The sequence below is a fragment of the Chromobacterium sp. genome, from assembly GCF_041912965.1.
Lineage (GTDB): Bacteria > Pseudomonadota > Gammaproteobacteria > Burkholderiales > Chromobacteriaceae > Chromobacterium > Chromobacterium aquaticum.
On the sequence record NZ_JAYSGF010000008.1, the window covers coordinates 16,213 to 40,022 of the forward strand.

A 23,810-nucleotide genomic window follows, 5' to 3' on the forward strand; every position below is an offset into this window, starting at 1 on the left:
TCTCACATGGTCATCAGCGTATCCAGCGCGAACAGGCTGTCCGGCGGATTGCTGGGCGCCACCTGGCCGTATTGCAGGCGGCTGTAGCGGTCCGGGAAGTTGGCGTTGACGATCTTCATGCTGGACACGAAGGGCTGCTCGCGGCCGTTGACCCTGACCTTGTTGCCGTACTCGAAGGAGGCGCTCTTGAACACCGCGCCGCCGGCGGTCAGAAAATCCGCCTTCACGCCCATCAGGCTGCGCTTGTCCAGGTAGTAGACGATGCTTTCGTAGGTGGCGCCCGGCGTGGCGGCGACGAGCTTGAGCTTGTGGCAGTCCACGCCGTTGACCTGGGCGCTGCCGACATAGGCCGGGGTGTAGTCGCGGGCGTACTGGGTGGCGGCGATGTCGCCGTTGGCGGCCTCGCCCACCAGCCGCTGCTGCGGGCTGATGCTGACCGGCTTGCGCAAGCCGGGCTTGGCGTACCACATCGCCCGCGAGGCGATCAGGATCTTCTCGCCCTGGTAGCGCTTGGGCTCCACCGTGCGCGCCAGCGCCTTGCCGTCGCGCACCGCGATGTCATAGGTGGTGGTGGTGGCGCCGGCCGGGTCTTCGGTGTGTATGCTCAGCGACCATTTGTAGGCGCCCCAGCCGCCGCGGGCCAGATCGGCCTTGCGCAGCCAATCGCGCATGGTCGCCTCGCTGGGCGCGTCTTCGGCGTGAGCCAGGCTGACGGTGAGCATGGTGGCCAGCATCAGGCAGGAGGTGGTGGCCAGCAGCCGGGTCAGCGGCACCGATTTGCCCTTGGCCCGCACTTCGCCGCCTATGCGTTTGCGCGCGGTGATGGCCGCGCCCAGCGCGATGCCCAGCGCCGCCACGGCGCTGGCGGCGAGCGCCCAGCCCAGCGGCAGGTCCAGCGCCAGCTTCACCGGTTCGGCGATGCGCGGCAGCTGGGTTTGCAGATTGGCGGAGAGGATGGCGTAAATGGTCATATAGGCGAGTCCCAGGGCCACGCAGGCCGCTATCAGTGTGGTCAGCACGCTTTCCCGCACGAACAGGCCGGCGATCTTGCCGCGGCTGAAGCCCATGGCGCGCAGCATGCCGATTTCGCGAGTGCGGTCGGCCACGTTCATGGCCACCGTGTGCTGGATGGTGGTGAGGGCGATCACGAACACCACGGTGCCGGTGAAGGCGAACACCATGTTGAAGAAGCCCATGAAGCTGACGTAGAGCTGGCCGATCTGCGGGTGATTCCAGGTGGTCACCTCGTAGCGGCCCGGCGCCAGGCTCTCCAGCCGCGCCGCCAACGCATCGCGATAGGCGGCGGCGTTGCCGCGGTCGTCCAGCTGCACCACCACGCGCGATACCGCGTCGGTGTCGTACAGCGATTGCAGCAGGCTGAGCGGCGCTTTCAGGCCCTTGTCCTCGATCGCCTCGATGCCGGTGGAGAATTCGCCGCTCAGCGGCGCTTCCACCGCGTTGAGGCGGTTGGAATAGGAGGCGCCGAACAGTTGCAAGTCGCCGCCCTTGGCCGGCGCGCCCAGCAAGTCCTGCAGCTGGCGGGTCAGCAACAGGCCGTCGCGGCCCAGCGCCGACGGCGGCGCGGCCAGCGGGCTGGCCGCCTGCAGCGCGGCCTCGAAGGCCGGATCGATGCCGCGGCCGAGGAAGACCGCGTTCTCGCCGCCGGCGTTGACCATGCCGACGCCGACCAATTGGTCCGACACGCGGCGGAAGTGCGCCAGCTCCTGCGCCTGCTTATGCAGCATCCGCTGCTCGGCGCGGTCCAGCGAGTACTGCGCCGGCGTCGCGGCCAGTTGCTCCGGCCCGTCCTTGCGGTAGATCTGCACATGCGCATTGGCGTCGCGATAGATCACCACCGAGGCCAGCGAGCCTTCGACGAAGCGGATGTAGCCGAGAAACAGCAGCACGGCCAGCAGGCCGACGCCCACCGCCACCACCGTGGCCAGCGTGCGGCGCCGGTCGCGGTACAGATTGCGAAATGCCATTCCCCACATCACATCACCTCGTAACGGTCGGTTTGCGGAACAAGGCCGTCGCGCGGCGCGGCCGCTTGCTGCTCTCGGGTCACCGACAGCTTGCCGTCGCGCAGTTCCACGATGCGGCGGACGTGCTGCAGCAGCCGGTCGTCATGGGTGGAGAACACGAAGGTCACTCCCTGCTCGGCGTTCAATTGCTTCATCAACTCCACCAGCGCGATGGCGTTGGCTGTGTCCAGGCTGGCGGTGGGTTCGTCCGCCAGGATCAGCTGCGGGCGCGTCACCAGCGCGCGCGCCACCGCCACCCGCTGACGCTGGCCGCCGGAAAGCTGGTCCGGGCGGAAGCTGGCGAAGCGCTCCAGGCCCACCGCGCGCAGCGCCTCGGCGACGCGCTGGCGCGCTTCCTGCCGCGACAACGCGTGCAGATGCAGCGGCAGCGCCACGTTTTCTTCCGCGGTCAGCACCGGGATCAGGTTGAAGTTCTGGAAAATCATGCCGAAGGTGCGGCTGCGCAGTTGGTCCAGCGCCGGCTCGCCCAGGGCGTTGACCGCCTTGCCCATCACCCTCACCTCCCCGTCCGAGGGCGAGTCCAGGCAGCCGATCAGGTTGAGCATGGTGGTCTTGCCGCTGCCGCTGGGGCCGGTGATGGCGACGAAGTCGCCGGGCTGGACATGGAAGTCGACGCCATCGAGCGCCACCACCTCGACATCGCCAAGCTGGTAGCGCTTGGTGACCGATGCAAATTCAACTAGGTACACGGCAATCCTCCGATAAGGTCTTGATCAGGTTTAGAAATGGATTTCCAGCGCCAGGTAGGCGTTGCGCGGCAACGCCCTGGTCTGCTTCAAATCGTCCGTCACCCGGCTGCGGGACACGCCCAGGTAAACGGTGGCGGCGTCGCCGGGGCTGAAGGACAGTTCGACGAAGGCGTCGGAACTGGGCCGGTCCAGCCCCTGTTGCCAGCGCGCGGTCAGCCCCCAGCGCCGATCGCCGAACAGCTTGGGCCAGGTGGTTTGCAGCAGCGCGTAACGCTGCTGCGCGAACGGATGCAGCGGCCGGTTGTGCGAGGGCTTGCTGCCGCTGGACGGCGCGGCGGCCCGCAGCGGATTGGCCCACTCCTCCGGCGTCATCGCGTAGCCGTTGTAAATCAGCTCCAGGCCGATCTCGGCGCCGGAGGCCAGGCCGTAGCGCAGGCCCAGCGTGCCGTCCCAGCGCCAGCGCGCGTCGTCCTGGGCCAGCCACGGCCCAGTCGCGTCGCGGCGCGCGTAACCGCGCGAGGCGGCGAACTCGCCGCTCAGGGTCCAGGCATCGTCCAGGCCGTACTGCGCATAGCCGCCGACATACGGCTGGAAGCCGCCGCCGCCGGCGAGCACCGCGCCCGCGGTGGCCGCCGGCTGATCGGTCCAGTTCCATTCGCCGCGCGCCAGCATGAACAGGCCGTCGCTGGCGCGAACGCCCGGCACCGGGTCCAGATTGGGATTGGCCGCCAACAGATTGAGCCGGCCGCGCTCGGATAGCGGCAGGCTGGCGAAGGCCATCGGCTTGCCGGCGATTTCACGCCGCGGCGTCACCGCGCCGTTGTCCGGAAACAACCGGTTGGTGGGGCTGTACAGCATCGACGGCCCCCAGCCCATCAGCCGCTTGCCGGCGCCGATCTCGCCACGACCCACCGGCACGATGGCGTAGCCCTCCATCAGCGGTTCCGGCAACTGCGACGGCAGCGCGTCCGGCTTGGATTCATCGCCCAGCCAGAAGCGCGGCTTCAGCACCGCGCGGCTGCCGTCGCAGGCGCCGCCCTCGCATTTCAGGCGCAAGTCCAGCCTCAGCTCGGCGCCGTCGCGCCGGCTGGTCCCGCCGCCCAGCGCCGGATACAGCCGGCCGCTCTCGTGGATCAGCTGCAACAGCGCGTCATGCTCCAGCCGCAGGCCGCCGGCCGCCTCGACGGCGTCGTCGGCCCGGCTCGCGCCGGCGCTCAACGCCAGCAGCGCGCCGCTCAGGACGGCCGCAATTCGGTAACGGGAACGGCTGCGCATGCATGACTCGCGGTAGCGGTGGCGGAAGCCTGCAGTTGCGCGTTGTAGCGCTCGCGCAGACGGCGTTTCAGGGTTTTGCCGGTGGCGCCGATGGGGAAGTCCTCCCACGGCAGGATCCACAGATGGGCTAGTTGCTGCTCCGGCTCCAGCTGGCGGTTCAGCTCCCGCAGCAGGGCGTCCGCCGCCACCGGCGCGGCGCCCTCGCACAGGGCCACCACCGCCGCCGGCCGTTCCGGCGCGTCCGGCTCCGGCCGCACGCCGAACACCGAGACGTCCAGCACGCCGTCGCGCTTGAGCAGCACCTCTTCCAGCGGCAGGGTGTACACCGCCCCGCTCGAGGTGTGGATCACGTCCACCTCGCGGTCCAGGTGGATCATTTCGCCGTCGGCGGCCTCGCGCACCACGTCGCCGGTGAACCACCAGCCATCGCGGGAAGCCGCGTACAGCACGTCATGCGCGTTCCAGTAGCCGCCGAACATGCTCTTGCCCTTGATCATCAGCAGGCCGGGACGGCCCTTGACCACCGGATGGCCCTGGCTGTCCGCCACCTTGATCAGCGGTCCGAGCGGAGTCTTGCGCCCGACGCGGCGGTCGAAACGACGGGTCCACGGCGTGGCGATGCGCAGCAAGGCGGCGATGCCCACCTCGCTGGAGCCCAGGCCGTCGATGAACAGCGAGCCGCTGACCGGCAGGCCCAGGCGCCGGAAGAAGGAGCCCTTGGGCAGGAAGGCGCGCTGCTGTACTTCGTGGCTGGCGTCGGCGGTGGTGCCCCAGACCCGCACGCTGTCCAGCGGCCGCGCCGCCGCGCCGGCGGCCAGCAGCCGGGTATAGGTGATGGGGAAGCCGAAGAACACCGTGGGACGGCGCTGCTCCAACTGGCGCAGCAGGCCCGACGCGCTCAAATCGCCGTTGATGATGCAGCGCACCCCCATCAGCAGCGAGCCGTGCAGATAAAGCTGGGACACCTGATGGTTGAGCGGCAGCGCGAAGCTGGCCAGGTCGCGCGGCGACACCAGGTTGAACAGCACGATGGAGCGCAGCGACTGAGCCACGCCCTCACTCTTGAGAATCACGCCCTTGGGCACGCCGGTGGTGCCGGAGGTATGCACGATGTAGAGCGGATCGGCCGGGCCGCGCTCCAGCCGCGGCGCCGCGCGCAGATCCTGGCGCAGCAGCGCCGTCAGTCCATGGGTGCGCTCGCCGGCCAGCAAGGCCGGGCTGTCCGCCAGCACTATCTGGCGCAGACAGTCCGGCGCGAACGGCCGCAGCCGCGCCCAGCTGACGCCATCGCTCAGCAGCAGGCTGGCGCCGACGCGCTCGAAATAGCGGCCGGCGACATCCGGCGCCACATTGGCGTTCATCGGCACCGCGATCGCGCCCAGGCGGATGGCGGCGGCGGAGAACAGGAAGTAATCGAAATCGTTGGCCTTGTAGATGGCCACCCGGTCGCCCGGCGCCACGCCCAGGCTGTGCCAGCAAGCGGCCAGCGCATTGACGACCTCCAGCAGTTGGCCGGCGTTCCAGACGCGGCGTTCATGCCAGCTCAACGGCTGCGCCAGTTCGATCAGCTCGCGCGCGCCGTGGCGGCGCGCGGCGGCCTCCAGCACGGTGTCGATGCGATCGTCCCAGCGCGCCAGCAGCGCCAGCCGGCCGGGAAAGCCCAGATGGATGAAGGCGAAGATCAGATAGCCGAGCGCGGCGAGCGCGATGGCGGCGAATAAATAGCTCATGGCGGCGTCCGTCCTGGTTCAGGGGGTCTCGAGTTCGTCCAGCAAACGCTGCAGCTCGCTCAGCAAGGGGCCGACGAACTGCTGGCGAACGGCGCTGAAGGCGGCGCGGCGATACACCACGTCCAGCTGCATCCGGCCGTTGACGGTGGGGGTGTAAAGAATGAAGTCGTACGGCGGCACCAGGCAGCCGAAACCGATGAATTGCCGGGTGCGGTGCCGCTCCGAACCGAAACTGGAGAAGTCCTCCTCGATGCGGCCCGGATTGGAATAGCAGGCGTTGGTGCCCTGGCAGCCGTCGATCAGCGCGCGGGCAACGCCGTGCAGCGGCCTGCGGCGCAGCGCCAGCAACAACGATTCCAGCCGGCCCAGCTCGGTGCTCAGTTGCCGGTCGCTGCGCGCCGCGCCTATGGCCTGGTGCACCGAGCGGATCAGTCCGCGCGCGCCCAGTCCCAGGCGGACGCGGATCTTGCTCGGCACCAGGTAGTTGCGGAAGCTGCGGTCGTAGCGCGGGTCTATCAGCCGGCGCAGGCTGACCGCGCACGTGATGCGCAACATGCCGTCGCCGCGTTCGCTGGCTCGCTCCAGGTGCCGCGCCAGCCCCGCGCACAGCAGGGTATTGACGGTGACGCCGGTGGCGCGCGCCACGCGGATCAGTCGCTCGGCCAGGGCCTCCGGCAGCACGCTGTGGAAAAAATCCAGCTCGCCGATGCGCGGATGAGCGGAGCGCCCTTCCCAGCGCGAGCCGCTCAGCGGCACGCGCAGGCCGATGTCGCGCTGCACCAGGTCGGCCGCCACGCTGCGGAAACCGCGCAGCCAGCGCAGGGTCCGCGTCAGCGGCCGATACCAATCCGGCCGGATTTCGGCCAGGGTGTCGAAGGGCAGCGGCTCCGACGACGGCGGCGTGGCCGCCGCGCCGCTCAGATGGGCGTAATGGTCGATGATCAGGCGGAACAGCAAGCTGTCGCTGCGCGCGTCCGCCACGCCGTGATGGGTGCACAGATAGACGCAACTGCTGGCGCCGTCGGCGGCGGTGATCAGCAATAGCTGCACCGGAGCGCGCTCGCGCCAGTCCAGCCGATTATCGTGGCTGAAGTCCATCAGCAGACGGCGAAACTCGGTATCGCCGAAATCGCAGGCGCCGGCGTGTTCGCGATGGCGCACCAGGCTGCGCGCGCCGCTGAAGGCGTCGGACTGAAGGCCGGGGCGGCCCGGCAACGGCCGGGCGCGCAGCAGCGGCACTCCGGCCAGCGCCAGGCGCGCGCTTTGCTCCAGCATGGCGGCGTCCAGCCGGCCATCGACGATGATGATCTGGTTGGTGTTGACGTTGGCCAGTTCGCCCAGGTGGACGAACGCTTCCGACAAGGCGTCGAGCGGCCGGACCTCCGCGACGTTCGAGCGGACGGGCAGCGTGGCGGTCTGAGAGGTCACGGCAGCCTCCTCAGTTGGCTTCGGCCGCGACGGCCTGCTCGGCCGCCGCGTCGTCGGCATACCAGGCGCACAGCATGCGCAGCTCGTCCAGCGACAAGGGCGCCGGCGTTTGCGCGCGGTTGGCGGCGACATCCAGCCGGCTGCGGTCGAACTGCCATTCCTGGTTGGCGAACGGACGGTTGGGCTCCACCGCGCGGTCGAATTTCTGGTCCAGCGCCGAAGCCGGCGCGCCCAGCGCGGCGCGCACGCCGGCCACTTCGCCCCACATCCTCACGATGTCCTCCATGCGCTCGGAACGGCCGCCGGCGCAATGGAACACTTCAAAGTCGCGGCCTTGCTGCTGACGCAGCGTCAGCGCGCAGGCATCGGCCACCAGTTGGTCGATGGAGACCAGGTCCGGACGGCTGTCGGCGGCCAGATCCACCGCCAATTCCTTGTGGCCCGCCTGAGCGATGGCCACCATGGCGTTGAGGAACATATAGAAGCCGAAACCGTTGCGGAAGGCCCAGCCGGTGTGGCGATGGCCGACCACCACGCTGGGGCGGAACAGGGTCACCGGCAGGCCGTGGCGCTGGTACAGCAGGTGCAGCGCCTGCTCCGCGCTCCACTTGGTCACCTGGTAGGTGTTGGCCATGTGGCTGCGCGCATGCAGCTCTTCCTTGACCAGGCCGCCGGCCATGCCGGCCACGTAGGCGGTGGATACATAGTAGAAGCGCCGACAGGCCGGCGCGTGGCGCTGCACCGCCTCGTACAGCCGAGTGCTGTTGCCGACGTTGGTGGCGAAGGACTGCGACAGCTTGTGGGACGAGTAGCTCATCTCCGCCGCCACATGCCACACCTCGGTGACGCCGGCCAGCGCGGCGCCGTCCAGCGTTTCTTCCAGCTGGGCGAAATCGACGTTGAGCACGTCCAGATGGCTTTCCAGCGCGCCACGGATGTCCAGGCCGCAGCCCTTGGCCGCTGCCACCACCGCGTTGATGGTGCGCATGCCGTCGGGGTCGTTGCGCGACAGGGCCAGCACGCGGGCGCCGCGCGCCAGGAAATTGGCCGCCAGGGCGCCGCCGACAAAGCCGGTGGCGCCGGAAATCAGGATCTGATGCACTTGATGCTCCTCATTGCGCGATGAGCCGTCGAAGCGCCCCCGCGGGGGCGCTTCCGCGGCGGATCAGAGTTCGATGATGTGTTCGTCCACCTTCACGCCCACGTGGCGGCCCGGCTCGGTGCCGAAGCCCAGCACGCGATCGCCCGGCTTCAGCTCGGTGACGTTGCGCGGCTTGGCCTCGTCGGAGAACACGCGCACGTGCCAGTCGTCCTGCATGATGATGTTGACCTTGCGGTTTTGCGGGAAGGTGGCCTCGATCAGCAGCAACGGGCGGATTTCGGTCTTGGTGCGGCCGACGAAGATCTGGCGGGTTTCGCCGCGGGCGTTCACCGTGGTCAGCGTGCTGCCGGCGCGCAGCTCGCTGATATAGCTGGTGCGGTCATTGGCCTGGAACACATAGCTGTGCACCGAGGCGGCATTGATGCGGAACGGACGCAGTTCCATGTAAGGCAGGTGGAAGACTTCGGGACAGCACAGGATGCCGCCGGTGGAAGTGGAGCCAACCAGAATGCCTTCGTCCGGGTTGAACATATGCGTGGTGTCGATGCAGGCGCGGTAGCCCAGGCCCAGGTGAGTGATGCGCTCGATCACGCCAACCTGGATATCGATGCGCGGCGTGGCCTGCGCGTCCATCTTGTGGGCGAAGCGGTCGAACTGCTCCATGTCGGTAAAGGCCACCAGCACGCCGTCGCTGCCCAGTTCCAGCACGCCCAGCGCGATCACCGCGTCGTCCACGTCCTGGTTCACTTCCTTGAGCAGCACGGTATTGGTCTTGTGCAGCTCGGCGATCACCAGTTCCAGCGGGATATTGGTGGGATCCTTGAAGGACACCATCAGGAAATCGTAGTGCATGCCGTCGTGGAAGGAGGCGTGCAAGGACGCCGCGTTATCGACGTGAGCGCGCCAGCTGGTGCGGAAGCCGGCGGCGCGGGCGGCGGCCAGCAAAGAGGGCTGGCTGCTGGAAATCACCGACACCTGGATCAGTTCCTTGCCGGCGGTCGGCGCGATCTGCGTCGACAACTCGGCCCACTGCTCGGCCGATTCGATGTGCAGCACGCGCTGCAGCCGCGGCGACACCGCCTGGCTCAGCATTTTCAGGTTGTCGGCGTAGAGCACGATGCCGTTGTAACGGCCCTGGCCCAAACGCTGGATGATGGCGCGGCGGCCCTCTTCGCTCAGCGCCGCCAGCACCTTGGAGTCGTACCACAGCACGTTGCCATCGTTGCTGCGCATCTCGGTGGTGAACGGGGACAGCGCGGCGTTGCTCGGCGGCACCGGTTCGCGTGGCGTCGTGGGATTGCGTTGCTCCGCCTGCTTGTCGTTGGCCGCGGTCTTGTCGGCCGCTGCGGTTTTTTCCGCGCTCGCGGACGGACGTTTGCTCAAGGTTTGTTCCATGGTGGTTCCAGGTGGTTTAGCAACAGCGGTTGCGAGAAAAAGAGACAAACAAGGCCCGGTTCACTGCCAGGCCCGGATGACGACGGGCGGCGCCGACGGCATCGAAAACACGGACGGGGCCACCGCGCGGCGGTTGGCCGCGGTCAGCGGCACCGACAACACCAGCGCCTCGTCCACGCCGAAACGGGTTGGCGCCGACAGGGCCTGCGCCCGGATGTCGAGCTGGGCGAGCAAGCGCTGCACCGTCGGGGTGGTGACCATCACATAACGGTGGATCTCGCGTTCCCTAGCGAAACCGACCAGTTGATGCAGCGCGGCGCGGATATGCTCCAGCCGCTGCGCGTGGTAACGACAGGAGCCATCCAGGTTCAGCGCGAAACGGGAGATTTCCCAGGCGTGGGCGTCGGCCGGAATCGGCTGGCCGGCCAGCAGCGACGGAAACACGTCGCGCAGCATGTTCGGTCCCAGCGTCGGCAGCAGCCGCATACAGCCCTGCACGCAGCCATCGCGGCTTTTCATCAGCAGATAGTGCGGATCGAGCTCGTCGTAGCCGTCCCGCTCCATGCCGTTTTCCACTCGCACATCCCAACCCATGCGTTCGTGGAAAAACCGGGCGCGCAGCCGCAGCATGTTTTCAAGGTCGGCCACCGGCAGCAGCTCACGCCGGACAATCTGCACATTCAAAGCGGAACCATTCATTCGACACATCGCCTTCCACATCGCAGGACAGGCCACGCCGGACTTCACGCCGCGGGCACCGACCTGGGTTCATAAAAAATTCATGTTTGCTTTCATGAACTTGCGGGTCGAATCGAACAGCAAACCGGGCTGTCCGACCTGGCTTGCATCGTAGGGAGCGACAGGAGCGGGCGTAAGCTAGCAGAACTGTTAGGTGGGCCAGGGGCGAGCGGCGCGGCGATGGCTAGCGCCGATGGCGGCGCGGAAAAGACAAAAGGCCCGCGTGGCGGGCCTTTGACGCCGATTTCACGGCGGAGAAGCGCTGATGGAGCGACGAGAAATACGCGGCTGCCGCGCCAGCGAGGCCATCAGGATGGCTCAGCCGGAAACGGCGATAACTGACCCATAGGACAGTGTTTCAAACGGCTCGCTTCAGGAACTTTCCCGTTCCCATGGCGGCGGCTCGCCGCCCAGCCGCCTGTCGATGAACTCCAGGAAGGCCCGCACCTTGGCCGGCACATGCTTGCGCTCGGGGAACACCGCGTACACCGCGTGCAGCGGCAAGGGATAGCGCTCCAGCAAGGGCAATAGCCGGCCGGCGGCCAGGTCCGGCCCGACGATGAAGGTGGGCATCTGGGCGATGCCCGCCCCGGCCAGCAGCGCATCGCGCAGCGCCTCGCTGTTGTTGACCTGGTAATTGCCGCGCGGCGGCACGCCCACCGGGCCGTCCGGGCCTTGCAGCGTCCATTCCGCGCCGCCGCGGTAATAGGCGTAGCGCAGGCAATTGTGCTCGGCCAGCTCCGCCGGCGTTTCCGGCCGCCCATGGCGGGCGAGGTAGGCCGGCGCCGCGCAGATCACGCTGCGGCAGGAAGCGATGCGACGCGCGATCAGGCTGGATTCCGGCAGGTGGCCGATGCGGATCGCCAGATCGAAGCCGCCTTCCACCAGGTCCACCATTCTGTCGTCCATCTGCATGTCCAGCTGCACGCCGGGATGCGCGGCCAGGAATTCCGGCGCCAGCGGCGACAGATGCAGCCGGCCGAACACCATGGGCACGCTGATGCGCAGCAGGCCCCGCGGCTGGCTCTGCAAGCGGGCGATGGCGTCCTCGCCCTCGCGCGCCAGGCTCAAGGCGCGGCGCGCATAGCCGTGGTACAGCGTGCCGGCCTCGGTCAGATGCAGACGCCGGGTGGTGCGCTGCAATAGCCGCACGCCCAGCCGCGCCTCCAGTTGCAGGATGCGCTTGCTGACCGCGGACTTGCTCAAGCCCAGCTTGCGGCCGGCGGCGGCGAAGCTGCCGCACTCGATCACCGCGACGAACAAGGGCAGCGCGGCAAAACGCTCGCCTTCTCCGATATTGTCCACTTTGACTCCACTATCCGTTTCCACTAAACCGGATTATCGCGCATCACGCCACGATATACAGTGTCCGCCACACCTTGACGCGAGATAACAACCATGGACACAAAACGGCTGGACAGCCCGCTGGCGCTCGCCGCCGGCGCGATGCTGGCCTGGATGATTCACTGCAACAGCCAGCTGGCCGCGCACAGCGGCCCGCTGCAAGCCTCTTGGCTGGCGCATGGCCTGGGCGCGCTGACGGCGTTGGCGCTGTGGCGCGCGACAGCGCGATCTAGCCCAGCGCCGGCGGCCGGCCGGCCGCCGCGCTGGGCCTATCTGGGCGGCCTGCCCGGCGCGTTGACGGTGGCGCTGGCGGCCATCGCGGTCAATAGCCCGCTGGCGCTGGCCGGCACCCTGGCGCTGGCCATCGCCGGCCAGTTGCTATTCGGCCTGCTGTGCGAACGCTTCGGCCTGCTCGCCGCCCGGCGCGCGCTGACCGTCCACGACGCGCTGGCCGCGCTCTTGGTGCTCGGCGGCTGCGCGGTGCTGATCTTCGCCGTTCAGGAGCCGATATGAGCGTTTACATCCTGCTGGCGCTGCTCAACGGCGTCTGCATCGGCGCCAGCCGCGCCATCAACGGCCGCCTGGCCCAGCAAGGCGGCGCCTTCGCCGCGTCCTGGTGGAATCATCTGGTGGGCTTCCTGCTGCTGAGCGCGCTGCTGCCGATGCTATCCGGCAGTGCCGGCAGCGGCCTGGCCGACGCGCCGGTCGGCGCTTATCTGGGCGGCGTGCTGGGCGCGCTGTTCGTCGCGGTCAACAGCCATGTGCTGACGCGGCTGGGCATGATGAAAACCACGCTGCTGGTGATCGCCGGGCAGATGCTGACCGGCATCCTGCTGGATCGCCTCGCCGGCATCGAACGTCCGGCGCTGGCCCAGTTGCTGGGCGCGGCGCTGATCCTGGCCGGGCTGTGGCTGGCGCGGCGGCCGGCGGCCCAGCCGGCGATGGCGCGCGCCGCCGCCCGGTAGCGCCGCGCAATGCTTGCTATGCTGAAAGTCCACTCCGCGCGGCTAGACAACCATGGTCCCACCCCTAGGCCCCCACTCCGAACGGCAGCTGTACCGCGACGCCGACGGCCGTTATTGCGCGCGGCTGGGCGGCTACCAGTTCAGCAGCGTGTTCCAGCCGCTGTTCTACCGCAGCGGCGGCGTGTTCGGCCATGAGGCGCTGCTGCGCGTCCGCACGCTGGATGGCCAATCGCCGCCTCCGGACGCCTTCTTCGCCAGCCTGCAGCCAGAACTGGCGCTGGAGGCGGACCAGCTGGCGCGGCTGATCCACATCCGCAACTTCGCGCAAAGCGGCCAGGCCGGCTGCCTGAGCCTGAACCTGCTGGCGCAGACCGCCGTCGTGGACAATGACGGCCGCACTCACCTGCCGCTGCTGCAAGGCCTGCTGGACTCGCTGGAGCTGGACAGCGCCGGGGTGATCTTCGAGCTGCCGGAATACGAGGTAGAGCACCACGGCCAGCCGCTGATCAACAGCCTGCGCCTGACCGCGGAAGCTGGCTTCGGCTTGTCGGTGGACGATTTCGGCGCGGTGGCCGCGCGCCACGGCAAGGTCAAGGCGCTGTGCCCGGACCTGATCAAGATAGACCGCAGCCTGCTGCTGGACTATATGTCCGGCGAGCGCCACCGGCTGCCGGTGCTGCTGGAGCTGGGCTGGCAGATAGGCTGCCGCATGGCGGTGGAAGGCATAGAAACCAGCGAACAGCACCAGGCGATGCAGGAGCTGGGGGTCGAACTCTACCAGGGCTTCTACCTGGGCATGCCGGCCGAGCTGCCGGTGGCCTGCCAGCTGTGACCGGCGCGGTCCAGCCACAGGCTGGCCAAGGCCAAGGCCGCCAGCGCGGCGCCCAGCCACACTGGCGCGCGCAGGCTCCAGCCGGCGTCCAACAGCGCGCCGCCACCCCATGAGCCCAGCATCAGCCCCAGGTTCACCACCGACATGTGCAGGCTGTTCACCATCGGCCCGCTGCCGCCGGCGCGCACCACCCGCGCCACCATCGCCGGGTTCATCGGCAGGCCGGCTAGGCCCAGCAGCAGCACGCACACCGCCGTCGCCGCCTGCCATTGCGCCAGCAAGGCCAGCGCCACCAGCGCCATCAGCAGCACCAGCAAGCCGCCGCGCAGCACCGCGCGGGTATGGCTGTCCGCCAGCCGGCCGCTGCACAGATTGCCGAGCACCGTCGCCAGCCCGTAGCCGGCGAACAGCCAGGGCAGCGTCGCGGCGGCGAAGCCGCTGACCCGGGTGAACAGGGGCGCCAGATAAGTGAAGGCGGCGAAGACCGCGCCTATGATCAGGCCGCTGCTCAGATAAGCCGCCCACAGGCTGGGCCGCGCCAGCCGCCGCCCTTCTTCGCCCAGGCTCAGGGCTTGCGGCCGCGCGCCGGACGGCGTCAGCGCGGCGATGCCCGCCGCCGCCAGCGCCACCATGCCGGCCACCAGCCAGAAACTCAAACGCCAGCCCCAGTTCTGATCCACCCAGGCCGCCAGCGGCAGGCCGGCCACCGAGGCCAGCATCAGGCCATTGAGCACCAGCGCGGCGGCGCGCGCCACTCGCTGTTCGCCCACCAGTTCCGCCGCCAAGGCCAGGGCCACGCCGAAGAAAGCCGACTGCGCGACGCCGCAGATCAGCCGCGACCACAGCATCTGCTGGTAATCGCCGGCCAGCGCGCCCACCGCCTGCCCGACCAGAAACAACAGCAGCAGGCCGATCAGGCTGTGCTTGCGCCGCGCCGAGCGCAGCAGCCAAGTCAGCGCCGGCCCGCCCAGCACCACGCTGGCGGCGAAGGCCGACACCAGATTGCCCACCGCCGGCAGACTCACGCCCAGCGCCGCCGCCAGCGACGGCATCATCCCCGCCACCATGAACTCCGATGTCGCCATCGCGAAAATGCACAAACCCAGCAGATACACCGTCGCCGGCATCGCCGCCTCGCCGTTCTTGCCCGCCATCCCGCTTCTCCCGTATCGCACATGAATAAGCGCCTATGCTAGATTCCATCGTGATACGGATAAATAGTCTTTAATTCCATATATAACGGAACTGGATTCCGTAATTAGCGAGGCAGGCCATGGAGAAAATGAGCGGCATCGAGCTATTCGCCCACATCGCCCAGCAGGGCAGCCTGGTGGCCGCCGGACGGCAGCTGGGCATTTCCGCCTCCGCCGCCGGCAAAGGACTGGCGCGGTTGGAACAGCGGCTGGGCGTGCGCCTGGTGCAACGCAGCACCCGGCGGCTGACGCTGACCGCCGCCGGCGAACAATACCTGCAGCGCTGCCGGCGCATCCTGGACGAGGCGGAGGCGGCCGAGCGCGAACTGCAGCTGGGCCAGGCCGCGCCGCGCGGCCGGCTGAAGATAGGCTTGCCGCATGAATGCGGCGTGCTGGCGCCGCAGTTGGCCGCCTTCATGCAACGCTACCCGGATATCGAGCTGGACCTGGACTATAGCGACCGGCTGGTGGATGTGATCGGCGAGGGTTTCGATCTGGTGGTACGCGGCGGCGAACCCGGCGATTCGCGGCTGAGCGCGCGGCGGCTGGGCGGCTACCGCATGCGGCTGCTAGCGGCGCCGGCTTATTTCGCCCGCCACGGCCTGCCGGCGGCGCCGGCCGAGCTGACGCGCCATCGCTGCCTGCATTACCGCTATCCGCGCAGCGGCAAACTGGCGCCGTGGCCGCTGGCCTGCCTCGCCGAGGATGCGCCGGCGCTGCCGGTCCATGCCTGCGCCAATACCGGCGACGCGCTGATCCAGCTGGCGGAGCAAGGCGCCGGCATCGCCTGCCTGCCGGATTTCACCGTGCGCCGCCAACTGGCGGACGGACGGTTGCAGGCGCTGCCGGACGCCTGGGCCGAGCGCAGCGGCACGCTCTACCTGCTATGGCCCAGCTCGCCCTATCTGCCGCCGCGGCTGCGCGCCTTCATCGACTTCTTCGCCGAACGCGGCTTTCCCGGCGGCTGAACGCCGCCGGAACCAGGTTCAGGGCGCCGACACCAGCTTGTCCGCCATCGCCTTGATCGCCCGCATCTGCACCCCGCTCTTCCAGGCGAAATTGATGCCGGTGTAGCCGAACCAGTCCCAGCAGCCATTGGGATTGCCCGGCGGCAGCGCCGTGGTCTGCGGATACAGCACGATGATGCGATTACTGTCCGCCCACTCGTTGTAGCCGGCATGCGCATAGTAGGCGTCGCCCACGGCGCCCGCGTACTGGCGGCAGCCATGCAGCGCCACATGCACCTTGCAGGACGCGCCCTCGGCGCAGGCGCGCGGCACATAGACATAGCCTTCGTCGGCCAGACTGCTGCCCGGCGGCGCATAGGGCGTCTGGTCGAACGCCACCACCTGGCTGCTCAACTGGCCCGCACGCGGCTGCAAGGAGCCGTAAATCTGCTTCAGGATCGCGCCGGCCTGATCGTAGCCCTCGCCCTTCCATTCGCAGTGATTGACATAGGGCGACTTGGTTTCGCCGCAATCATTGCCATAGCTGGGCGTGATCTGGGCATGGCCGGCCGGCAAGCCGCGCTGGTACTCGATGCGCGCCGCCGGCACGCCCAGCTTGCGGAAATAACTGTCGGCGCTGTCCACCACCGCCGTCTTCACGGTATTGTCCTGGCTGCCGCTGAATAGATACACCCGGCGCTTGGCCAGATTGGACAGCGGATCGATCTGACCGGCCAGCGCGAACTGCTGCGTCGTCAGCGCCAGGCCGGCGGCCGACGGCGGCGGACCGCTCATGCACGGCACCGCGCCGGCCAGGGTGCCCTTGGAACAATAATAGGGTCCACCCGCCACCACGCCGACACCGCGCACCGAGGCGGAAAACGCCACTTGATACTGCACCGCCATGAAGGCGCCGGACGACAGACCGGACACCGACGACTCCTTGGCATCCCCGTGATAAGCCGGCAGCGGTTCCGCCGCCAGCGCCGGCTGCGCCAGAACCAGGCACAACCACAGCAAACGCTTGGACAACATAAGCCCTCCCTTTCCCGTTCATGCGGCCGCGCGCGCCTGTCGCGCCGGCACCTCGGGATTATCGCAAGGCCGCGGCGCAAATTAATGCAATGTCATGATTTGTCGGCAAAAGCCATCCCTACGGCCAGCTGCGGCGTGGCGAAATTCGCTGCCAGGACTGTCACGGCCGGCCGGGATTTCGTACTATGCCGCTTATCCCATTGCCACAAAGACATGGAATGAGCACTCTCCCCGCGCTCCCGCGACACCGCGTCTGGCTGCCCGCCGCCATCGTTCTGCTGCTGAGCGCCTGCCAGCCCGCGGCGCAGGCTCCCGCCACGGCCTCCGCTCCCGCTGCCGCGCCCAGCCCCGCCAGCGCGCCGGTCGCCGCGGCGCCGGTGCACCGGCTCGCCTCGCTGCCGGACGGCGTGGAACTGCGCGGCAAACTGGCCGCCGCCTACGGCTGGAGCGATGCCGCCGGGCAGCAATTGCTGGTGCTGGGAGAACGGCAAGACGAGCGCGCCGCCGACGGCACCCAGAGCGCCGTGCTTTACGCCGCGCAATACACGCTGGGCCAGGGCAAGCCGCGCCGGCAGTGGATGCTCAGCGACGGCGTCGAGCGCTGCGAATTCGACGCCGGCGCCGGCTTCGACCTGGACGCGCTCAGCTTTCCCGACCTGAACCGCGACGGCGTGCTGGAGACCGTCATCGGCTACCACAGCACTTGCACCAGCGACGTCAGCCCCAACGACTACAAGCTGATCCTCCACGCCGGCAAGGCCAAATACGGTCTGCGCGGCCTGGACCGCCAGGGCATGAGCTGGCTGGACCCGGAGCACGGCCTTTCCTCCAGGCTGCCGCTGCCCACCGACTGCAGCCCGCAGGCGCAGCTGGCCTTGCAGGCCAAGGGCTGGGAGCGGGAATTCGAGCCGCCTTATCTGCCCGGCTGTTACACCGACGAAAACGACTTCGCCACCGCGCCGCCCGCCTTCGTCAAATACATGCGCAAGCAATGGTTCGCGCGGATGCGCGAATTGGAAAGCAGCTGGATCAAACGCCAGCAGGAGTAAGAGTCTGTTTACGATCTAGCGGGCAAGGGTGAGATAACAAAACGAGTGAAAAGCGGTAGGTACGACTGGTGCATGAGCATTTTGAGCTCGCTCTCACCGTGACGCGCAGCAGCGCGTAAACAGCTTATTAGGCCGGACAAGGCCGGCGGCAGGCTCCCGCCGTCCGATGCCAAAACGCCACATCCCGCCGCCGAGAGGCCTCGCGCGGCGGTTTTTAGCTTGGGTATTAATGATAACAATTCTTGTTTGCAATAAAATCGCGCCAACCACCCGCGCTTTCGCAAACAAGGACATTCAATGCCTCTCCATTCCATCCCGCCGCGCCGCGCCATCTTGCGGCTGCTGCTGGCCGCCGGTTTCGGCCTGCTGCTGAGCGCCTGCGACGCGCCGGCGCCAAACGCCGCCGGCCCCGCCGCCAACGCAGCAACCGGCCAATGGCCGCGCACGCTGGACACGCCCAAGGGCCCGCTGACGCTGCAGCGGCCGCCGCTGCGCATCGTGTCCACCAGCGTGACGCTAACCGGCACCCTGCTCGCCATCCAGGCGCCGGTGGTGGCCAGCGGCGGCAGCGCCGCCAATTCCAAGGTCACCGACAGCCAGGGCTTCTTCACTCAATGGGGCGAGGTGGCCAAGCAACGCGGCGTGCAAGCGCTATACCAGGGAGAACCCAGCGCCGAGGCCATCATCGCCGCCCAGCCGGACCTGATCGTGATGGCCGGCACCGGCGGCGACTCCGCGCTCAAGCTGTACGAGCAACTCAGTCAGCTGGCGCCCACCCTGGTGGTCAATTACGACGACAAGAGCTGGCAGGAACTGGCCTTGCTGCTCGGCCGCGCCAGCGGCCGCGAAGCCGACGCCCAGGCGGTGATCGCCGGTTTCGACGCCGAAGTGGCGCGCCTGAAAACCCGCCTCAAGCTGCCGCCGCAGCCCACCGCCGCGATGGTCTATTACGAGAACGGCTCCGGGGCCAATCTGTGGACGCCGGAATCGGCGCAGGGCAAGCTGCTGCAAGCGCTGGGCTTCACGCTCGCCACCGCGCCGGACAGCGTCAAGGGCAATACCAGTCAGGGCGTGCGCCGCGACATCGTGCAGCTGTCCGGCGAGAAATTCGCCGAAGGCCTGCGCGGCAACAGCATCATGCTGTTCAACGCCGAGCCCGCGATGGTGCCGCGCGTGCTGGCCAATCCCTTCCTGGCCGACAATGCCGCGGTGCGCGGCAAGCAGGTTTTTGCCGCCGGTTTCGACACCTTCCGCCTCGATTACTACAGCTCGCGCAATCTGCTGGCGCGGCTGGCCCGGCAGTTCCAATAAGCGGCATGCAGGCCAGCGTCTGAACTGGCCTGCCTTCCCCTCCTCTTCCGCCTTCCCGGAGCGCAGCGCGCTCCACCTCCATCCCATTCCAGCAGTTGTTCGCGTCATCTCCACCGCCATGCCCGGTTCCGGCTGTCTGCGCCGCTTAGCCGCCACGTCCTCGTCAATTGTAATTTTTTAAAGTAAATAATCAATGTTATTCATTTTAAAATTTACAATTACAGCAATCGATACCTTTGTTTCGATAGTTTCGTATATTTCACCCCCCATCCAAAACCCAGGCCAATTTCGGTCACGCCGGCCTTGGACGCAAAAAACCCCAGGGGCGCCACGGCGCAACCCTGGGGGTGGAATGCGATATCGAGCTCTCGGCTCAAACGAGCCCAGCGCGACTTCAAGAACACATCGGCCTCAAACAACGCAACGCCGACTGACAGCCCTCCGCCGGCCAAATCATCCGCCGAGACCGACTCAGCCGGCTTTATTGATCACCGCTTCGATGCGCTAGCCATCCGGATCCACGACGAAAGCCGCGAAATAATGACATCCATAGTGAGGCCGCGGCCCCGGCGCGCCATTGCAGCGCCCGCCGTGTTGCAACGCGGCCGCGTGAAACGCGCGCACCTGATCAGGGGTTTCGGCGGCAAAAGCCAGATGGAAGCCATCGCCGGGAAGCGCGACCTCGGGCACCCATTTCAGCGACAACTTGTCGCCTCCGCCGGCCTTGCCGTAACCCAGCGCCGTATCGTGCTCAAATACCCGGACATAGCCCAGCGGGGCGAGCACCGCGTCGTAAAACGCGCCGGAGCGGCCCAAGTCGCGGACGCCGAAAGAGATGTGGTGAAGCATGGTCGTTCCCATCCATGAAGTTCATGTCTCTGTGGCCAGGCTGGCCGCAGCCAAAACAAAGGCCGCCCGAAGGCGGCCTGCTCATAAGAACGTGTTTACGATCTCGCGAGCTAAGGCGAGACAAGGCGAAAACGGTTGAAGAAGCGGAATGTACAGGTGGTACATGAGCATTCTGAAAGCGTTTTTAACGCTGTATCGCCGACGCGCAGCAGATCGTAAACAGGTTCTAAGCGCGCGAAACCGGGCTCGACGAACTCCGTTCCGCTCAGGTCCAGCCCAGGCTGGCCAGCTCTTCCGCGCTAAGATGCCGCCATTCGCCCTGAGGCAATTCGCCCAGCGTCACCTCGCCCAGGCTGATGCGGTGCAGCTGTTCCACCCGGTTGCTGGCCGCCGCCACCATGCGCTTGACCTGGTGGTACTTGCCCTGGGTGATGGTGAGCAGGATCACGTGGCTGTCCAGCTGCTCTATGCTGTCGGCGGCGAACTCCGCGCCTTCGTCGTTCAGATAGACCCCGCTTTGCAGCTTGGCGATGAATTCCTCGCTGGCCGCGTGCTTCAACGTGACCTGATAGCACTTGGGCACCAGCTTCTTGGGCGAGCTGAGCGCGTGCACGAACTGGCCGTCGTTGGTCAGCAAGATCAGGCCGGTGGTGTCCACGTCCAGCCGGCCCACCGCGGTGATGCCCAGATTGCCGAACTGATAAGGCAGCAGCCGGTAGATGCCCGGATTGTGCTGCGGCTTGTGCGAGGTTTCGTAATTGGGCGGCTTGTGAAACAGCAGGTAGAGCGGGCCGGTCACCACCTCCCAGGGCTTGTCGTCCACCACCAGCTGCCGGATATCGGCCAGTTCCACTTGCTGACGGTAGTTGTCGACGATCTCGCCATTGAGTTCGACCAGGCCGTAGTCGATCAGCTGCCGGCATTCCTTGCGGCCGCCGAAGCCTTGTTGCTGCAATAGTCGGTAAAGTTCCATCATCGGATGGTAGCACACCGACCTGCGCGCCCCGGCCTCAGGACACCAGCGGCCGCGCCGGATCGGCCACGCACACCCGGTCGCGCCCTTCCTTCTTGGCGCGGTACAAGGCGGCGTCGGCCGCCCTGACCACGCTGACGGCGTCGACGCCGTGCAAGGGGCTCAAGGCCAGGCCCACCGATAGCGTGATGCTCAGCGGCTGGCCCAGGGCGACGATGGGCAGCGCGCGCACTTCGCAGCACAGCTGCTGCGCCTTGGCATAGGCCGCGTCCAGCGACGCTCCCGGCAGCAGCACGAAGAATTCCTCGCCGCCGTAGCGGCAGACGATGTCGCCGCTGCGGAAGGCATCGCTCAAGTGGGCGGCCAAGGCGGTCAGCACCGCGTCGCCGCAGGGGTGGCCGTAGTTGTCGTTGATGCGCTTGAAATGGTCGGCATCTATCATCAGCACCGCCACATCGCGGTGCAAGGCCAGCATATGGCTGAGGATGCGCGGCAGGATATCGTCCAGATGACGGCGGTTGAACAGCCCGGTCAACGGATCGCGCAGCGCCTGTTCGCGCAGCCCTTGCTGCAGGGTTTCGATCTCGCTCAGGTTCTGGCGCAGCGCCCGATTGGCCTGCAGCAAATCCTGCTCCAGGCGCTTGCGCTCGCTGATATCGTTAATGCCGTTGATCACGCACCAGCCATCGTCGGCCTTGACCACGGAACAGGAAATCAGCGCCCAGAATTCACGGCCGTCGGCGGCGCGCAACCTCACTTCGCGATCGCTGACGCAACCGCCCAGGCGCAGCAGCGCCGATACCCGCTCGCGCTCGGCCGGGTCGACATAGAAATCCTGTACCCGCAACGACCGCTCCGGCGCCAGATGATCGCGGAACAACTCCTCGGCGCGCGCATTGGCGTAGATCAGCTCGCCGCCATGCAAGCGGTTCATCGCCAGCGGGAACGGCGCGGCATCCGCCATCAGCCGCAACCTGGCCTCGCTGTCCGCCAGTTCGCGGGTGCGAGCGCTCACCTTGGCTTCCAACTGGCGGTTGACGCCGCGCAGCCGCGCCTCGGAACGGCGCAGTTCCACCGCCAGCGCGCCGAACACCAGCAAGGTGGTGGTCTGGATCAACATCATCATGCTGATGGTCAGCAAGGCCTGCGCGCCATGACCGAAGGCGCCACGCCCCAACACCCCGCCCAGCAGCGCCAGCGACAAAATGCCCAGCGACAGTCCATGCGCCAGCCGCAAGCGCTGGCGGAAGGCGAACCACAGCAGCGGCAGGCTGAAGCAATATGGCAGCGCGGCATAGCGGCCGGAACTGTCGTCTATGCCCAGCAGCGCCAGGCCGGCCGCCAGCAGCGTCAGCCAGGCGATCAGCCCGTCCAGCGAGCCGCGTCCGCCATGTCCTTCGCCGCCGCTGGGCCAGCGCAGCAGCAACAGGAAAGGCGCCAGACAGAACACGCCGGCCAGATCGGCCAGCCACCAGGCGACGAAGTGATGGCCCAACGGCAGCAGCGGCTGCGCCTGGCCATGCAGTTGGGCCGCGGTGCCGCCCAGAGCGGATACGGTAGCTGCCAGCGCCGCGCCGGCAATGAAGGCCAGCACATGGGGCAGGCTGCGCAAGGGCAGGCGGCCGCCGCAGCGGTAGCGCACCAGCAAGGCACCCAGCAGGCTGCCCACCGCATTGGCTCCGGCAATCAGCAAGGCATCCGCCAGCGCCAGTTCCCGCGACAGCAGACTGAAGGCCAGCGAGCCGGCGAACAGCCCAAGGCCATAGCGCTGCCCGCCGCGCAAAACCACCGCCAGCGCCAGCCCGGCCGGAAACCAGGCCGGCGTCAGCCAGTTGTCCTCGGTCATGAAGCCGGCCATCAATAGCCGCGCCAGCCCCCAATAGGCGATGGTCACGCCCAATTGCCGCGTTGTGGCCGCGCCTAAGGCCACGATGGGCTGGTCCCGCTGTTGCATGCCGGTCTCCGCCAGCGCGCGGCCGCGGCTGCCGGCGAACGCTGGGATTTGCGTTTCGCCCGGCCGCCATCCTTGGTTGCAAGCCGGCTCGAAAACGCGGAAATTTTAGTCGATATAAATAATATTGGACTAAATCCGCCGCGCCGCCGGGATTTTTATGCGCATCCTATCTTGCTGATTCACATCGCGATTGAAGAAATGATAGTTATCATCTAAAACGGAATCACCACGCCGTCGCTGTCCCATGCCCGGCCCTCAACAGGAAGGTCTACGATGCGTTACAGCTCAAGCCACAAGACCGAAACCCGACAGCGGATTCTGACCATGGCCGCGCTGCGTTTTCGCGCCGAGGGCGTCGCCAACGTCGGCATCGCCAATCTGATGGCCGATCTGGGCCTGACTCATGGCGGCTTCTACGCCCATTTCCACAGCAAGGACGATCTGGTGGCCCAGTCCTGTCGCCAGGCGCTGCTGGACATGAACGAGATCTGGCAGGCGCAGTTGGAGCAGGCACCCAGCGGCGCCGGGGTGAAGCGGCTGGCCAAGGACTACCTGAGCGCCGCGCATCGGGACTTCCCGGATTCCGGCTGCGCCGCCGCCGCGCTGGCCGGCGAGTTGGCCCGCCACGACAAACCCACGCGCCAGGCCTTTTCCGAAGGACTACAGGCCTTGCTGCACACGCTGCGGCAAGCGCAGCAATGCGACACCGCCGCCGGCGCGCGGCCGGCGCTGGCGCCCGAGGCCTGTCTGGCGCTGATGGTGGGCGCGCTGCTGTTGTCGCGCGCCACTGCGGACGAGACGCTGTCCGACCGGCTGCTGCAAACCGCCACCGCCGCGCTGGAGCTGTGAGCCGCGCTGGCGCATGCCGCGGCAGCGCGGATGCCAAGCGTGGATAACTGAAGTCAGATTCGGCATTGAGGCAAGCCGGCGCAACGCGGCATCCGTCCTTGCGTTGG

The 23,810-nt window shown here is 67.5% G+C and carries 21 protein-coding genes; 7 read left to right on the forward strand and 14 right to left on the reverse strand.

What is annotated here, in order from left to right; translation table 11 throughout:
- Positions 1-2: 2 nt before the first annotated feature.
- From ACE3QM_RS05960 to ACE3QM_RS06000, 9 genes are all read right to left on the reverse strand, one after another.
- Positions 3-1,985, reverse strand: a complete 1,983-nt coding sequence (locus ACE3QM_RS05960) for an outer membrane lipoprotein-sorting protein (RefSeq protein ID WP_231462114.1) — start codon at positions 1,983-1,985, stop codon at positions 3-5.
- 8 nt (positions 1,986-1,993) lie between these two features.
- Positions 1,994-2,734: an ABC transporter ATP-binding protein gene (locus tag ACE3QM_RS05965; protein ID WP_053074524.1), complete on the reverse strand. Its 741-nt coding sequence runs from the start codon at positions 2,732-2,734 to the stop codon at positions 1,994-1,996.
- Positions 2,735-2,764: 30 nt separating this feature from the next.
- Positions 2,765-4,009, reverse strand: a complete 1,245-nt coding sequence (locus tag ACE3QM_RS05970; protein ID WP_048411320.1) for a hypothetical protein — start codon at positions 4,007-4,009, stop codon at positions 2,765-2,767.
- Entirely contained in the window at positions 3,970-5,739 is a 1,770-nt protein-coding gene (locus ACE3QM_RS05975) for a class I adenylate-forming enzyme family protein (RefSeq protein ID WP_374420912.1), read from the reverse strand. Before ACE3QM_RS05975 ends, ACE3QM_RS05970 begins: the two co-directional genes overlap by 40 nt.
- A gap of 18 nt (positions 5,740-5,757) precedes the next feature.
- Positions 5,758-7,167 carry a hypothetical protein gene (locus ACE3QM_RS05980; RefSeq protein WP_048411319.1) on the reverse strand — a complete coding sequence of 470 codons (1,410 nt, stop codon included), beginning with the start codon at positions 7,165-7,167 and terminating at the stop codon, positions 5,758-5,760.
- A gap of 10 nt (positions 7,168-7,177) precedes the next feature.
- Entirely contained in the window at positions 7,178-8,269 is a 1,092-nt protein-coding gene (locus ACE3QM_RS05985; RefSeq protein WP_231462108.1) for an SDR family oxidoreductase, read from the reverse strand.
- Positions 8,270-8,332: 63 nt separating this feature from the next.
- Positions 8,333-9,664 carry a 3-dehydroquinate synthase II gene (locus ACE3QM_RS05990; RefSeq protein WP_197081536.1) on the reverse strand — a complete coding sequence of 444 codons (1,332 nt, stop codon included), beginning with the start codon at positions 9,662-9,664 and terminating at the stop codon, positions 8,333-8,335.
- A gap of 60 nt (positions 9,665-9,724) precedes the next feature.
- Complete coding sequence (locus ACE3QM_RS05995) at positions 9,725-10,363, reverse strand: acyl-homoserine-lactone synthase (RefSeq protein ID WP_374420915.1); 639 nt, start codon at positions 10,361-10,363, stop codon at positions 9,725-9,727.
- 411 nt (positions 10,364-10,774) lie between these two features.
- The gene (locus tag ACE3QM_RS06000; protein ID WP_231581058.1) at positions 10,775-11,707 is read right to left on the reverse strand and encodes a LysR family transcriptional regulator; all 933 of its coding nucleotides are present in this window, start codon (positions 11,705-11,707) and stop codon (positions 10,775-10,777) included.
- A gap of 93 nt (positions 11,708-11,800) precedes the next feature.
- On the opposite strand from ACE3QM_RS06000, the gene ACE3QM_RS06005 reads away from it, so the two are divergent.
- The 3 genes from ACE3QM_RS06005 to ACE3QM_RS06015 are packed head-to-tail and all read left to right on the forward strand — an operon-like array spanning position 11,801 to position 13,543.
- On the forward strand, positions 11,801-12,259 hold the full coding sequence (locus tag ACE3QM_RS06005; protein WP_374420917.1) for a DMT family transporter: 459 nt from the start codon (positions 11,801-11,803) through the stop codon (positions 12,257-12,259).
- Entirely contained in the window at positions 12,256-12,711 is a 456-nt protein-coding gene (locus tag ACE3QM_RS06010) for a DMT family transporter (RefSeq protein WP_374420919.1), read from the forward strand. Before ACE3QM_RS06005 ends, ACE3QM_RS06010 begins: the two co-directional genes overlap by 4 nt.
- Positions 12,712-12,763: 52 nt before the next feature.
- The gene (locus ACE3QM_RS06015) at positions 12,764-13,543 is read left to right on the forward strand and encodes an EAL domain-containing protein (RefSeq protein ID WP_374420921.1); all 780 of its coding nucleotides are present in this window, start codon (positions 12,764-12,766) and stop codon (positions 13,541-13,543) included.
- On the opposite strand, the gene ACE3QM_RS06020 is transcribed toward ACE3QM_RS06015, so the two are convergent.
- Positions 13,498-14,697 (reverse strand): MFS transporter, encoded by a 1,200-nt coding sequence (locus ACE3QM_RS06020; protein ID WP_374420923.1) that lies wholly within the window; start codon positions 14,695-14,697, stop codon positions 13,498-13,500. The genes ACE3QM_RS06015 and ACE3QM_RS06020 overlap by 46 nt on opposite strands.
- Positions 14,698-14,816: 119 nt before the next feature.
- Between ACE3QM_RS06020 and ACE3QM_RS06025 the strand changes: the two genes are divergently transcribed.
- Positions 14,817-15,704, forward strand: a complete 888-nt coding sequence (locus ACE3QM_RS06025; RefSeq protein ID WP_048411315.1) for a LysR family transcriptional regulator — start codon at positions 14,817-14,819, stop codon at positions 15,702-15,704.
- An 18-nt stretch (positions 15,705-15,722) separates the two neighbouring features.
- Here the strand turns inward: ACE3QM_RS06025 and ACE3QM_RS06030 are convergent, their stop codons facing one another.
- The gene (locus tag ACE3QM_RS06030; RefSeq protein ID WP_048411314.1) at positions 15,723-16,718 is read right to left on the reverse strand and encodes a PHB depolymerase family esterase; all 996 of its coding nucleotides are present in this window, start codon (positions 16,716-16,718) and stop codon (positions 15,723-15,725) included.
- Between the two features lie 185 nt (positions 16,719-16,903).
- On the opposite strand from ACE3QM_RS06030, the gene ACE3QM_RS06035 reads away from it, so the two are divergent.
- Entirely contained in the window at positions 16,904-17,767 is an 864-nt protein-coding gene (locus tag ACE3QM_RS06035; RefSeq protein ID WP_374420926.1) for a M949_RS01915 family surface polysaccharide biosynthesis protein, read from the forward strand.
- Between the two features lie 297 nt (positions 17,768-18,064).
- Positions 18,065-19,078: a Fe2+-enterobactin ABC transporter substrate-binding protein gene (gene fepB, locus ACE3QM_RS06040; protein ID WP_231465169.1), complete on the forward strand. Its 1,014-nt coding sequence runs from the start codon at positions 18,065-18,067 to the stop codon at positions 19,076-19,078.
- Positions 19,079-19,582: 504 nt separating this feature from the next.
- On the opposite strand, the gene ACE3QM_RS06045 is transcribed toward fepB, so the two are convergent.
- The 3 genes from ACE3QM_RS06045 to ACE3QM_RS06055 form a co-directional block, all read right to left on the reverse strand.
- Positions 19,583-19,939, reverse strand: coding sequence for a VOC family protein (locus ACE3QM_RS06045; protein ID WP_374420928.1), 357 nt, complete (start codon positions 19,937-19,939; stop codon positions 19,583-19,585).
- Between the two features lie 253 nt (positions 19,940-20,192).
- Positions 20,193-20,903: a pseudouridine synthase gene (locus tag ACE3QM_RS06050; protein WP_231581056.1), complete on the reverse strand. Its 711-nt coding sequence runs from the start codon at positions 20,901-20,903 to the stop codon at positions 20,193-20,195.
- A gap of 34 nt (positions 20,904-20,937) precedes the next feature.
- Positions 20,938-22,854, reverse strand: a complete 1,917-nt coding sequence (locus ACE3QM_RS06055) for a diguanylate cyclase (RefSeq protein WP_374420931.1) — start codon at positions 22,852-22,854, stop codon at positions 20,938-20,940.
- Between the two features lie 273 nt (positions 22,855-23,127).
- Here ACE3QM_RS06055 and ACE3QM_RS06060 point away from each other — a divergent pair, with 273 nt between their 5' ends.
- Positions 23,128-23,703: a TetR/AcrR family transcriptional regulator gene (locus ACE3QM_RS06060; RefSeq protein ID WP_231465161.1), complete on the forward strand. Its 576-nt coding sequence runs from the start codon at positions 23,128-23,130 to the stop codon at positions 23,701-23,703.
- The last annotated feature ends 107 nt before the right edge of the window (positions 23,704-23,810 follow it).

Bases quoted from the DNA above. Each gene is read 5' to 3' on its own strand.
- ACE3QM_RS05960 (WP_231462114.1), bottom strand. From the start codon at position 1,985: ATGGCATTTCGCAATCTGTACCGCGACCGGCGCCGCACGCTGGCCACG.
- ACE3QM_RS05970 (WP_048411320.1), bottom strand. From the start codon at position 4,009: ATGCGCAGCCGTTCCCGTTACCGAATTGCGGCCGTCCTGAGCGGCGCG.
- ACE3QM_RS05975 (WP_374420912.1), bottom strand. From the start codon at position 5,739: ATGAGCTATTTATTCGCCGCCATCGCGCTCGCCGCGCTCGGCTATCTG.
- ACE3QM_RS05990 (WP_197081536.1), bottom strand. From the start codon at position 9,664: ATGGAACAAACCTTGAGCAAACGTCCGTCCGCGAGCGCGGAAAAAACC.
- ACE3QM_RS05995 (WP_374420915.1), bottom strand. From the start codon at position 10,363: ATGAATGGTTCCGCTTTGAATGTGCAGATTGTCCGGCGTGAGCTGCTG.
- ACE3QM_RS06005 (WP_374420917.1), top strand. From the start codon at position 11,801: ATGGACACAAAACGGCTGGACAGCCCGCTGGCGCTCGCCGCCGGCGCG.
- ACE3QM_RS06010 (WP_374420919.1), top strand. From the start codon at position 12,256: ATGAGCGTTTACATCCTGCTGGCGCTGCTCAACGGCGTCTGCATCGGC.
- ACE3QM_RS06015 (WP_374420921.1), top strand. From the start codon at position 12,764: ATGGTCCCACCCCTAGGCCCCCACTCCGAACGGCAGCTGTACCGCGAC.
- ACE3QM_RS06020 (WP_374420923.1), bottom strand. From the start codon at position 14,697: ATGGCGGGCAAGAACGGCGAGGCGGCGATGCCGGCGACGGTGTATCTG.
- ACE3QM_RS06025 (WP_048411315.1), top strand. From the start codon at position 14,817: ATGGAGAAAATGAGCGGCATCGAGCTATTCGCCCACATCGCCCAGCAG.
- ACE3QM_RS06030 (WP_048411314.1), bottom strand. From the start codon at position 16,718: ATGTTGTCCAAGCGTTTGCTGTGGTTGTGCCTGGTTCTGGCGCAGCCG.
- ACE3QM_RS06035 (WP_374420926.1), top strand. From the start codon at position 16,904: ATGCCGCTTATCCCATTGCCACAAAGACATGGAATGAGCACTCTCCCC.
- fepB (WP_231465169.1), top strand. From the start codon at position 18,065: ATGCCTCTCCATTCCATCCCGCCGCGCCGCGCCATCTTGCGGCTGCTG.
- ACE3QM_RS06045 (WP_374420928.1), bottom strand. From the start codon at position 19,939: ATGGGAACGACCATGCTTCACCACATCTCTTTCGGCGTCCGCGACTTG.
- ACE3QM_RS06050 (WP_231581056.1), bottom strand. From the start codon at position 20,903: ATGATGGAACTTTACCGACTATTGCAGCAACAAGGCTTCGGCGGCCGC.
- ACE3QM_RS06055 (WP_374420931.1), bottom strand. From the start codon at position 22,854: ATGCAACAGCGGGACCAGCCCATCGTGGCCTTAGGCGCGGCCACAACG.
- ACE3QM_RS06060 (WP_231465161.1), top strand. From the start codon at position 23,128: ATGCGTTACAGCTCAAGCCACAAGACCGAAACCCGACAGCGGATTCTG.